The organism is Candidatus Symbiopectobacterium sp., from assembly GCF_020054415.1.
Classification (GTDB): Bacteria; Pseudomonadota; Gammaproteobacteria; order Enterobacterales; family Enterobacteriaceae; genus Symbiopectobacterium.
Map to the genome: position 1 here is coordinate 1 of NZ_JAHWCO010000358.1, position 10,549 is coordinate 10,549.

12 protein-coding genes and 3 pseudogenes are annotated in these 10,549 nt (G+C 53.3%); 8 read left to right on the forward strand and 7 right to left on the reverse strand.

Going from position 1 to position 10,549, the window contains the following annotated elements; translation table 11 throughout:
• Positions 1–136: IS1 family transposase (locus QZ506_RS10525; protein WP_367273003.1), on the reverse strand; the 136-nt coding region annotated here is incomplete at its 3' end.
• 77 nt (positions 137–213) lie between these two features.
• Here QZ506_RS10525 and QZ506_RS10530 point away from each other — a divergent pair.
• The 4 genes from QZ506_RS10530 (at position 214) to QZ506_RS10540 (ending at position 2,874) form a co-directional block, all read left to right on the forward strand.
• Positions 214–450 (forward strand): hypothetical protein, encoded by a 237-nt coding sequence (locus QZ506_RS10530; RefSeq protein WP_291970960.1) that lies wholly within the window; start codon positions 214–216, stop codon positions 448–450.
• Between the two features lie 41 nt (positions 451–491).
• Positions 492–830, forward strand: coding sequence for a lytic polysaccharide monooxygenase (locus tag QZ506_RS21570; RefSeq protein ID WP_367273001.1), 339 nt, complete (start codon positions 492–494; stop codon positions 828–830).
• Between the two features lie 121 nt (positions 831–951).
• Positions 952–1,527: an aminodeoxychorismate synthase component II gene (locus QZ506_RS10535; RefSeq protein WP_291970962.1), complete on the forward strand. Its 576-nt coding sequence runs from the start codon at positions 952–954 to the stop codon at positions 1,525–1,527.
• Positions 1,528–1,650: 123 nt separating this feature from the next.
• Positions 1,651–2,874, forward strand: coding sequence for an aspartate aminotransferase family protein (locus QZ506_RS10540; protein WP_291970964.1), 1,224 nt, complete (start codon positions 1,651–1,653; stop codon positions 2,872–2,874).
• Positions 2,875–2,940: 66 nt separating this feature from the next.
• Here the strand turns inward: QZ506_RS10540 and crp are convergent, their stop codons facing one another.
• Positions 2,941–3,573 (reverse strand): cAMP-activated global transcriptional regulator CRP, encoded by a 633-nt coding sequence (gene crp, locus QZ506_RS10545; RefSeq protein ID WP_012764006.1) that lies wholly within the window; start codon positions 3,571–3,573, stop codon positions 2,941–2,943.
• 316 nt (positions 3,574–3,889) lie between these two features.
• Between crp and QZ506_RS10550 the strand changes: the two genes are divergently transcribed.
• Positions 3,890–4,294, forward strand: coding sequence for an OsmC family protein (locus QZ506_RS10550; protein ID WP_291970969.1), 405 nt, complete (start codon positions 3,890–3,892; stop codon positions 4,292–4,294).
• Here QZ506_RS10550 and QZ506_RS10555 read toward each other — a convergent pair.
• The 3 genes and pseudogenes from QZ506_RS10555 to QZ506_RS10565 form a co-directional block, all read right to left on the reverse strand.
• Positions 4,245–5,113, reverse strand: a pseudogene (locus QZ506_RS10555) (phosphoribulokinase). The gene QZ506_RS10550 and the pseudogene QZ506_RS10555 overlap by 50 nt on opposite strands.
• Positions 5,114–5,223: 110 nt before the next feature.
• A complete protein-coding gene (locus QZ506_RS10560; RefSeq protein WP_291970971.1) occupies positions 5,224–5,451 on the reverse strand; it encodes a YheU family protein in 228 nt (75 codons plus the stop codon).
• 41 nt (positions 5,452–5,492) lie between these two features.
• A pseudogene (locus QZ506_RS10565) lies at positions 5,493–6,439 on the reverse strand (hydrolase).
• Between the two features lie 159 nt (positions 6,440–6,598).
• On the opposite strand from QZ506_RS10565, the gene QZ506_RS10570 reads away from it, so the two are divergent.
• Positions 6,599–7,195: a LysE family translocator gene (locus QZ506_RS10570; protein ID WP_291970973.1), complete on the forward strand. Its 597-nt coding sequence runs from the start codon at positions 6,599–6,601 to the stop codon at positions 7,193–7,195.
• A gap of 321 nt (positions 7,196–7,516) precedes the next feature.
• On the opposite strand, the gene QZ506_RS10575 is transcribed toward QZ506_RS10570, so the two are convergent.
• Positions 7,517–9,424 (reverse strand): ABC transporter ATP-binding protein, encoded by a 1,908-nt coding sequence (locus tag QZ506_RS10575; RefSeq protein WP_291970975.1) that lies wholly within the window; start codon positions 9,422–9,424, stop codon positions 7,517–7,519.
• 133 nt (positions 9,425–9,557) lie between these two features.
• Here QZ506_RS10575 and kefG point away from each other — a divergent pair, with 133 nt between their 5' ends.
• Together kefG and QZ506_RS10585 are read left to right on the forward strand one after the other, a co-directional pair.
• On the forward strand, positions 9,558–10,112 hold the full coding sequence (gene kefG, locus QZ506_RS10580) for a glutathione-regulated potassium-efflux system ancillary protein KefG (RefSeq protein ID WP_291970978.1): 555 nt from the start codon (positions 9,558–9,560) through the stop codon (positions 10,110–10,112).
• Positions 10,112–10,417, forward strand: a pseudogene (locus QZ506_RS10585) (cation:proton antiporter); the annotation flags it as partial. The gene kefG and the pseudogene QZ506_RS10585, both read left to right, overlap by 1 nt.
• Positions 10,418–10,439: 22 nt before the next feature.
• Here the strand turns inward: QZ506_RS10585 and QZ506_RS10590 are convergent.
• The coding region (locus tag QZ506_RS10590) for an IS1 family transposase (RefSeq protein WP_291968657.1) at positions 10,440–10,549 on the reverse strand (110 nt) is incomplete at its 5' end.

The window sequence follows — 10,549 nt, forward strand, 5'->3', positions numbered from 1 at the left end:
GTCGTTGTAAGCCCTGTAGCCATCCGTGTTTGCATGACTGACGACGGTAACGCTGATGGCCACTTTTGCCATAACCGTGTTTTTTCACAGGAGATGTCTGTTCACAAAACGGGCATCTTACATCAACTTTAGCCACTGTATGGCTTTGTTGAATAAATAGATATTATGCTGCGTAGCCATAAAGGCTGCGGATTCCCTTGACGTAAAATCAGTATGTTAAATCCAGAGCGTAGTGATGCATCCCGGAGCGATCAGCATTTTGATCCAAAACAGGCGTGTCATAACAGCATTATTCCCTATTATTCAACAAAGCACCACTGTATTCCACATCCAAAACCGGACATTTCACAATGCAATCAACATATTGAATACACGACCATGAAAATATCGCTATTTCATTACCCGAAATGGCTGGGATTCCACGCGGAGATCGACACGCGCAGATGTTGAAGAGCGTTATAAATCGGACTCCGCCTCTGAATACCCTGCCGATGCAAACCATCAAATTGCCGACAGATAGAACGGGCCATCATATTATTCTCTCGGTATGGATGGTGTTAGACACGGGGGCTGGTTTTTATTCTGCCTTCGACGTTAACTTCGTCGGTGGCGGCGGCGAGACGGAAAATCCGGCGCCGTGGTCTCCGAACAGCGTGTTTTATCCTGTGGGCGTTTATGTTTCGCGCAACGGGGGGGGGTTTATCGCTGCCGGAGCGCTCATACATCCAATAGCTGCTGGGCGCCAGGAGTTGCCTTTGTCCTTTGGAGTTATGTCAGGCCGATGGTTTAGAACATCGCATTTCACACTACACTTGCAAACCGGACACTGATGTGTCCGTTTTTTTGTTTTTTATATAACACTTTGAAAAATAATAATAAAAACTTATTCATTGCCTAAGCACCTACAAGCACAGTAGCCTACAGCATCTCTTTTTCGCGTAAGCTTGCCCCATGCTACTACTTATCGACAACTACGACTCCTTCACCTACAACCTCTACCAGTACTTTTGTGAGCTGGGCGCAGAGGTGTTGGTTAAACGCAACGACGCCCTGATGTTGGCGGACATTGAAGCGCTGGCCCCTACGCATCTGGTGTTCTCCCCTGGTCCTTGCACACCGGATGACGCGGGTATTTCTCTGGCAGCGATTCGCCATTTTGCAGGCAAACTGCCCATTCTGGGTGTGTGTCTCGGCCATCAGGCGATGGGGCAGGCATTTGGTGCGCGCGTGGTGCGGGCGCGCCAGGTGATGCATGGAAAAACCTCCGTAATACAGCACACCGGGAGCGGCGTTTTTAGCGGGTTGACGCTGCCATTAACAGTGACGCGCTACCACTCTCTGGTGATCGATCCCGCTTCTTTGCCCGTCGAGTTTGACGTCACGGCCTGGACAGAGCGTGAAGGTGAGCGTGATGAAATCATGGGAATACGCCACCGTACCTTGCCGTTAGAAGGGGTGCAGTTTCATCCTGAGAGTATTCTGAGTGAGCAGGGGCATCAATTGTTGCAGAACTTCCTTAATACCTGAGGTTATCAGCATCGGTTGCGATAAAACGGACTGTCATAACGCGCTATTTTATAACCTTGTGTATTGATTTTTATGCATATTTGATGATTATATTTTCACTTTAAGCGTTGTGAACGGAAGCAAATGACAACAGATTCAAAGGCGGTAACGCGGGCGACGCATGACAAAGTGATTCTACCCGTATACGCACCGGCGCAATTTGTGCCGGTTAAAGGCAAAGGTAGCCGCGTATGGGATCAGCAGGGGCGCGAGTATATCGACTTTGCCGGTGGGATTGCGGTAACGGCATTGGGTCATTGCCACCCGGCGCTGGTGGCGGCGTTAAAGCAGCAGGGTGAAACGCTGTGGCACACCAGCAATATCTTCACCAATGAGCCAGCGTTGCGTCTGGCCAGCAAACTGATCGACGCCACCTTTGCCGAGCGCGTGTTCTTTGTTAACTCTGGTGCGGAAGCTAACGAAGCGGCTTTCAAGCTGGCTCGTCACTATGCGATTAAACGCCACAGCCCGTATAAAACCAAAATCATTGCGTTCTACAATGCGTTTCACGGCCGTACGTTGTTCACTGTTTCTGTAGGTGGGCAGGCGAAATACGCCGATGGCTTCGGACCAAAACCGGCCGATATCGTGCACGTGCCGTTCAACGATCTGGCCGCAGTAAAAGCGGTGATGGATGACCACACCTGCGCCGTGGTGCTGGAGCCGATTCAGGGCGAGGGTGGAATTACACCGGCCACGCCGGAATTCCTCAAAGGCGTGCGTGAGCTGTGCGATCAGCATCACGCTCTGCTGGTGTTTGATGAAGTGCAAAGCGGCATGGGGCGTTCTGGCAAGTTGTTTACCTACATGCACTATGGCGTGACGCCGGATATTCTCACTACGGCGAAAGCGTTGGGCGGCGGTTTTCCCATCAGCGCCATGCTGACCACTGAAGAAGTCGCCTCTGTGATGACCGTCGGTGTACACGGCACTACTTACGGCGGTAATCCGCTGGCTTGTGCGGTGGCTGAAGCAGCATTGGACACCATCAACACTCCGCAGGTGCTTTCCGGTGTACAAGCGCGCCACGAGCGTTTCGTTTCGATTCTTCAGGCAATTAATGAAGAGCACGGTATTTTTGAGCAGATTCGCGGTATGGGCCTGCTGATTGGTGCAGAACTGAAGCCAAAATGGCACGGTCAGGCGGGCAAGTTCCTTGCCGCTGCCGCAGAGCAAGGCGTGATGGTGCTGGTCGCGGGACCTAACGTGATGCGTTTTGTGCCGTCGCTGGTGATTGATCTGGAAGATATCGAGCAGGGCATGGCGCGGTTCGCGCGGGCGGTGGAAGCGGTAGTAAAAGCGGCGTAGCTCGCCGGGTCAAAAAGCACACTGCGCGGTGCGCAACGTGCTTTTGTCTAAACGGCGCTGGTGATATCAGCGTGTGCCGTACACCACGATGGTTTTGCCGTGTGCCGAGATCAGATTCTGATCTTCCAGCATTTTCAGAATACGGCCTACCGTTTCGCGAGAACAGCCAACAATCTGACCAATTTCCTGACGCGTGATCTTGATTTGCATCCCATCTGGGTGCGTCATGGCATCGGGTTGCTTCGCCAGGTTCAACAGCGTCTGCGCAATGCGGCCCGTGACATCCAGGAAGGCCAGGTTGCCCACTTTCTGAGACGTCACCTGGAGGCGACGCGCCATCTGTGAGGAAAGACGCATCAGAATATCCGGGTTGACCTGGATCAACTGACGGAATTTTTTATAGGATATTTCAGCGACTTCACAGGCAGTTTTTGCCCGTACCCATGCACTGCGTTCCTGGCCCTCTTCGAACAGGCCCAGTTCCCCTATAAAATCCCCCTGGTTGAGGTAGGAGAGGATCATTTCCTTGCCTTCTTCATCCTTGATCAGCACAGCCACTGAGCCTTTCACGATGTAGTAAAGCGTTTCTGCCTTTTCACCTTGGTGAATCAGAGTGCTCTTTGATGGATACTTGTGAATATGACAATGAGAAAGGAACCATTCAAGAGTCGGGTCTGTCTGCGGTTTGCCGAGAACCATTCGCTGTTATCCTCTGTTGTAATTCACTGCGCAAATTACAGGGTTCAGAGTTCCCTGTACGGCGTATTAACGTGCTAGTAGTAAAAATTCCGTGTTGGCGGACTGACGTCAGGGAATATACTGGCCTCTGTATGGCGACGTCACGACACGTTCTTACCGTCAGTATAAAACTGAAGGAACGGATTCTATTCCTGTTTGTAACACAGCTTGACGAGCCTGTCTCGTGTTGTCTCGCTTCAGCATGATTAAGCTCTAGTTATCGGCGGTTTTTATATATAACAGTGAGTAATTTTCAAATAAATTTGAGGAATTGTGGATGCAAGCGCGCGTAAAATGGGTCGAAGATCTGACCTTTCTCGGTGAGTCGTCATCCTGGCATCAGATCCTAATGGATGGCAATGCTGGTGATAAAGCTCCCAGTCATATGGAGATGGTGTTGATGGCGGCAGGAGGCTGTAGCGCCATTGATGTGGTGTCCATTTTGCAAAAGGGTCGCAATACGATTACCGGGTGTGAGGTCAAATTATCCTCCACGCGTCGTGAAGAAGTGCCGCGTCTGTTTACCCATATCAACCTGCATTTTGTCGTCACGGGCGTGGGGTTGACGGATAAAGTGGTTGAACGGGCGGTATCGCTGTCGCATAGTTTTCTGGCGGGCTGTGTGTTTTATCTCAGCACGCGCTACGCCCTTCTGCCAGCCGTTTTACCAAAGGTGCCATGATCAGTTCCATGGCGAGTCCCATTTTCCCCCCGGCACCACCAGCGTATTGATGTGTGAAATAAACGAGCCTTGCAGCATGGCCAGTAGGTAGGGATAGTCAATATGCTCGACGCCCTGGAAATGGATCACCACAAAGCTCTCGTCCAACGAAGGGATCGCCTTGGCTGCAAAGGGGTTTGAGGTATCGATCATCGGTACGCGCTGGAAGTTGATATGGGTGCGAGAAAACTGCGGCGTGATATAGGTGATGTAATCCTCTATGGAACGCACCACCGAATCCATCACGGCTTCACGTGAGTGACCGCGTTCATTGGTATCGCGAACCAGCTTTTGAGTCCATTCCAGATTGACGATGGGGACCACGCCGACCAGTAGGTCAACGTGCTGGGCAACATCGTACTGGTCGGTGACCACCGCGCCGTGCAGACCCTCATAAAACAGCATATCGGTAGGATGCTGCATCGGATCCCACGGCGTAAAGGTGCCGGGCACTTTATTGTAAGGGATCGCCTCATCGTAAGTGCGCAGGTATTTGCGTGTTTTTCCGGTACCGTTGCGGCCATATTCGATAAACGCCTGTTCAAGAAGGCTGAAATCGTTGGCCTCTGGGCCGAAATAGCTGATATGGCGGCCCAAATCTTTCGCTTTGCGAATCGCCATGTCCATTTCTGGCCGGGTATAACGGTGAAAGCTATCGCCTTCCAGTGAAGCGGCTTTTATCTGCAACTGCTGGAAGATCTTCCTGAACGCGAGGCTGGTCGTGGTGGTGCCTGCTCCACTGGAGCCGGTAACGGCAATGATCGGGTGTTGTTGCGACATGCGGTTGCACTCCGTCGGATTAGGCGTTTGACTAACATTGCTCTCACTGTATAACAGACCCGGTGACGCAAGACGACCCCCCGCGCGTCAGGAAACGACGATTTATCACGTTACGGCGTATTTTCGTTTAGCTGGGTGCGCGACATGATATTCAGCGTTTCATGCAGCTCTGACCACACCAGCACCACGTCGCCCGAGGCAAGCTGGCGACGAATATCCCTGACTTTTTCATCCAGTGAACGCTCCTGCTCGCCATAATCAGTGCCTTCACGTAATACAAAAGATTCAATAATATTTTGCAGCGTATCGCTATCAAGCTGCTGCCAGGGAATCATCATGCTGTTGCCTCTGCGGTGTCCGCCGATAGAAAGCGCGTGAACTAGGCCGGAATGCGTTGTTCCAGCCACATTTCCGGTTTCAGTAATGTACCACCGACAAACCCTACGTGTGCGCTGTCAGTTGGTATTCTATGGTGTCGGGCAGGTGGCTGATGTCCGGGATCACCTCGGGTGTCATAAAAGGATCGTCCTGCGCACGGATGATCAGCGTCGGCGTGCGAATGGTGGGCAGCAACGCCAGTGCACTGCACTGATGGTAGTAGTCGGCAGCATCCTGAAAACCATGAATACGGGCAGTGATCGCATCATCAAACTCACGCAATCCCTTTATACGTCGCAACTGTGCCGGGATAATCGGTAACGAACCCGGGTAGCATGCCAGCTTACGCCGGGCATTCTGCTTTAACTGTCCGACCAGATAGCGCTGATAAATAAGGGAAAATCCATTTTCTATCCTGCGGCTACAGGCTTCGAGATGAAACGGAGCGGAGACTATCGCCGCAGCTGAGAGCAACCGGGCTTCTTCCCGTTTAGCCAGCAGGCAAGCCAGCATATTGCCGCCCAGAGAAATGCCGATGGCAGCAGTCGGTGCTTCGCCTAGCGTATCCCGCATCCAGCGCAGCAGATAGCTGCCATCATCGGTTTCACCAGAATGGTAGATACGATTCAGACGGTTGGGGCGGCCGCTACAGCCGCGAAAATGCATAATCACCGTCAGCCAGCCTTGCTCACGGCACGCTTGTAACAAACCGTGCGCATAGGGACTGTGAAAGCTGCCTTCCAGACCGTGAAATAGCACCACGCGGGGTTTATAGCGCGCGCCTTGCGGCGCTTCGCTCTAGGCCAGATCAACAAAATCGCCGTCAGGCAGATCGAGTTGTTGCCACACCGGCTGCAAACGGGCACGGCGGCGAATCAAGCGCGGCAACAGCGTTTGTATATGCGGGTTATCAGCCCCGCGTAACGGGCGAAATGTTGAGGACAACATGGGAATCGAAACGACCTCGGGAAATAATTGTGCGATATTCATCACACTGCGCTAACCTGCTTGCGCCGCTCAGCGAGCATTGCAGTGTAACAGGCAGGCTAACGTTCAGTCAGGTCAATAAATCATACCGTAACGGTGGGGACAAGGGGCAGTCAAAACGTGGAACAGGGCTTATTTTTATCGATGTTGGCTTTTCTCTGGGTGGCGGCGATCACGCCTGGCCCGAATAACATGCTGCTGACGACCTCCGGTGCCAACTTCGGCTTTATGCGATCACTGTGGCTGATGGTGGGTATCATGCTCGGCATGCAGAGCATTTTACTGCTGGTGGAATTTGGCGTGGTCGGCATGATCCTGCTCTATCCCTCGTTGCACCTGATACTTAAAGTACTCTGCAGTCTCTACCTGCTGTGGCTGGCGTGGATAATTGCCACGGCGGCCTACGAGCGGCTGGAGGCCAGTGCACCGCAGCCGCTGCGACTATATCAAGGCTGGCTGCTTCAGTTTCTAAATCCCAAAGCCTGGCTAATGGCGCTGGGTTCGGTCGCAAGTTTCAGTCTGGCGGGCAGCGGCTATAACCATTCGGTGCTGCTGATAAGTTTTGGCATTGTGTTGGTTAATCTGGTTTCAGGCGTTATCTTGCTGGGTTTCGGCACGGCGATTGGCCGTTTATTGCGTAGCCGCAAAGCATGGGTGATTTTTAACGTCTCGATGGGCGTGCTTACCGCGGCCTGTGTACTGCTGATCTGGCACTGATGATCTGATTTTGTCTTTTAGTTTTTGTCGTTAATCGCGTAAAAAATCGCGCTGAGGTGGGCGTGTCCGCCGGATGAGCGGCATGGATGCTGCGAAAACCAGCGCCGCGACGGGAGCGCGTCGCTGGTGGTCCGAGATGCAGATACGAACGCCGAAGAGACCGCGTAGCGGCGTGATTCCTCGCGTAAAGCCTAGAGCCACGAGGCGGCGGCGATTGAGCGCCTCGTGTCGGGCGCGGTTACAGAGGTAGCAGAAATCAGAGCCTGTTAACGCGCACGAAATATGCACTGTGCTAACAGATACCCCCTTTCAGGGGCCTGACTACCCCTCATTCAGCATCTGTTCTAGCTGCTCTTGCGCGTCCAGCCAGGCCATCTCTGCCTCTTCCTGTTCGCTTTTGAGTTTGGCCTGCTGTTGCAGGCATTCCGTCAGTTCGGCTTTGCGACTTTGGTCGTACAGTTCGCTGTCCGATAAACGCGCTTCTACTTTTGCCAACGCATCGGAGAGTTTCTCCATCTGCTGCTCATACTGAGTAATCTTTTTACGCAGCGGTTGGGTTTGAGTGCGCAGCTCCGCTTCGCGCCGCTTTTGATCTTTACGTGCCTGTGCGTTGTTGGTTGAGGCGTGTTTCTCGACGGATTCAGCGGCGCTGTTTTGGCGCTGCACGTCCGTTAGCCATTGCTGGTAATCCTCCAGGTCGCCATCAAACGGCTCCACTTTGCGATCGTGTACCAGATAGAGATCGTCCGTGGTGGATCGGATCAGATGTCGATCGTGGGAGATCACCACCAGCGCGCCTTCGAAATCGATCAACGCTTCTGTCAGTGCCTGACGCATGTCCAGATCGAGATGGTTGGTCGGTTCATCGAGCAACAGCAGGTTAGGGCGCTGCCACACGATCAATGCCAGCACCAAACGGGCTTTTTCACCGCCTGAGAAACGCTCGGTCACTTCCGTCACTTTGTCGCCCTGAAAACCGAAGCCGCCGAGGTAATCGCGCAGTTGCTGCTCGGTTTCCCGCTCCGCCAAACGGACCAGATGTTGCAGCGGGGATTCATCCGCACGCAGAAACTCAAGCTGATGCTGGGCGAAATAGCCGAGCTCAACGCCCTTCGCCAGCCCGATTTCGCCGTGCAACGGGGCCAGTTCGCCCGCTAGCAACTTGATCAGCGTCGATTTACCGGCACCATTGTGCCCCAGCAGGCCAATGCGTGAACCTGGCACCAGATTGAGCTTGATGGATTCCAGAATCAGTTTGTCACCGTAGCCTGCGCTCACCTTCTCCGTGCGTAGCAACGGGTTCGGCAGCGACTCTGGCGCACGGAAACTGAAACGGAACGGGTTATCGACGTATGCCGGGGCAATAAGCTCCATGCGCTCCAGCATTTTAATCCGGCTTTGCGCCTGCTTGGCTTTGGTAGCCTGTGCGCGAAAGCGATCGATATAGTGTTGCAAGTGCGCCACGCGCTCTTGCTGATGCTCATACAACGCCTGCTGCTGCGCTAAACGCGTAGCGCGCTGGCGTTCGAACGAGGAGTAGTTCCCGGTGTATTCGAACAGCGTCTCCTGCTCGATGTGCAGGATCTTGTTGACGATAGGATCGAGGAAGTCGCGATCGTGGGAGATCAGCACCAGTGTTCCCGGATAGCTTTTCAGCCATTTCTCCAGCCAGATCACCGCGTCCAGATCGAGGTGGTTGTTCGGTTCGTCGAGCAGTAACAGGTCGGAGCGGCAAATCAGCGCCTGGGCCAGATTAAGGCGCATACGCCATCCGCCGGAAAAATCACGTACTGGCTGCCGCAATTGGGCCTGGGTAAAGCCAAGGCCATCGAGCAGGCTGGCGGCGCGCGCCGGAATACTCCAGGCTTGAATCGCATCCAGTTTGCCGTGTGCACGTGCGATGGCGTTACCATCGTTAATGTCGTTGGCGTGTTGAAGTTCAGCTTCTAACTGGCGAAATTCACGATCACCGTCAATAACATAGTCAATGGCAGGCACATCCAGCGCGGGCGTTTCCTGATTGACCCAGGCCAGTGCCCAGTTACTCGGAAACGTGGCGCTGCCGCCATCGGCACCGATCTCGCCTTTTAGCAACGAGAGTAGCGTGGATTTGCCGCAGCCGTTTTTACCGACCAATCCAACCTTCTGGCCTGGATTGATGGTGGCGGTGGCGTTATCAAGCAAGACACGCACGCCGCGCCGAATTTGCAAAGCGGAGAAAACAATCATAAAGCGTCACATGTTCAGAGTATGTTAAATTATCACGGTTATCTTGGGACCGCGAACGTCCTGTTTGTCGTATCGTTATCGCGCAGCATGGTAGCGGAAAACCGCGCTCATGACGACGCTTTGGAGGGGAATGATGTCGCAGCCACCGAAGATTTTGCTGCTGTATGCCCATCCGGAATCGCAAGACTCGATAGCCAACCGGGTTTTGCTACAACCGGCGCACCAGTTAGCCCATGTTACCGTACACGAGCTGTACGCTCACTATCCGGATTTTTTTGCTGATATTCACTACGAGCAACAGCGGCTACGCGAACATCAGGTGATTGTGTTTCAGCACCCACTCTATACCTACAGTTGCCCGGCGCTGCTAAAGGAGTGGTTTGACCGCGTGCTGTCGCGTGGTTTTGCCAATGGTATCGGCGGTAATGCATTGGCGGGCAAATATTGGCGTTCGGTAATCACCACGGGTGAGCCGGAAGAGAGCTATCGCTTGGAAGGTAATAACCGCTTCAGTATGGAAGAGGTGCTGCGTCCGTTTGAAATGACGGCGGCCACGTGTCGTATGCATTGGCTACCGCCGCTGATGGTTTATTGGGCGCGCAGGCTGCCCGCCGATGTTCTGGCAAGCTATGCCGAGGCGTATAGCGAATGGCTGGCTTCCCCGTTACCCAAAATGGAGGGTGAGTGATGGAGAGTTCCCCCCTGCTGAGTGCGGGCATTCTGTTTCTGTTTGTCGCTGTACTGATGGGTACCTATCGCTAGCAGATTGGGCATTGGTGCGGTATTGGGGTATTTGATTGCAAGTATCGCCATTGCTCCTTGGGGCTGGGCTTTATCCGCGACGTTGACGCTATCCTGCATTTCTCTGAGCTTGGCGTGGCGTTCCTGATGTTTATCATTGTGCTGGAGCTGAATCCGCAAAAGTTATGGACATTACGGCGATCCATCTTCGGGATTGGTGCCGCTCAGGTTGGGTTCAGCGCGGCGGTCGTGTATTCAATGAGTTGATGTAGCATCAAACGTAGTACTCGCGTTCGATGTAAGTACCGATGATCCTATCGTGCATTTCGGATGATTTTGAATATCCGAGCGTCTTGCGATTGAGCCGTTGCAATCGGTTACGCA

What these genes read in the sequence shown, in the direction of transcription:
- QZ506_RS10530 (WP_291970960.1), top strand. Translation starts at nt 214, where the DNA reads ATGTTAAATCCAGAGCGTAGTGATGCATCCCGGAGCGATCAGCATTTT.
- QZ506_RS21570 (WP_367273001.1), top strand. Translation starts at nt 492, where the DNA reads ATGCAAACCATCAAATTGCCGACAGATAGAACGGGCCATCATATTATT.
- QZ506_RS10535 (WP_291970962.1), top strand. Translation starts at nt 952, where the DNA reads ATGCTACTACTTATCGACAACTACGACTCCTTCACCTACAACCTCTAC.
- QZ506_RS10540 (WP_291970964.1), top strand. Translation starts at nt 1,651, where the DNA reads ATGACAACAGATTCAAAGGCGGTAACGCGGGCGACGCATGACAAAGTG.
- crp (WP_012764006.1), bottom strand. Translation starts at nt 3,573, where the DNA reads ATGGTTCTCGGCAAACCGCAGACAGACCCGACTCTTGAATGGTTCCTT.
- QZ506_RS10550 (WP_291970969.1), top strand. Translation starts at nt 3,890, where the DNA reads ATGCAAGCGCGCGTAAAATGGGTCGAAGATCTGACCTTTCTCGGTGAG.
- QZ506_RS10560 (WP_291970971.1), bottom strand. Translation starts at nt 5,451, where the DNA reads ATGATGATTCCCTGGCAGCAGCTTGATAGCGATACGCTGCAAAATATT.
- QZ506_RS10575 (WP_291970975.1), bottom strand. Translation starts at nt 9,424, where the DNA reads ATGATTGTTTTCTCCGCTTTGCAAATTCGGCGCGGCGTGCGTGTCTTG.
- kefG (WP_291970978.1), top strand. Translation starts at nt 9,558, where the DNA reads ATGTCGCAGCCACCGAAGATTTTGCTGCTGTATGCCCATCCGGAATCG.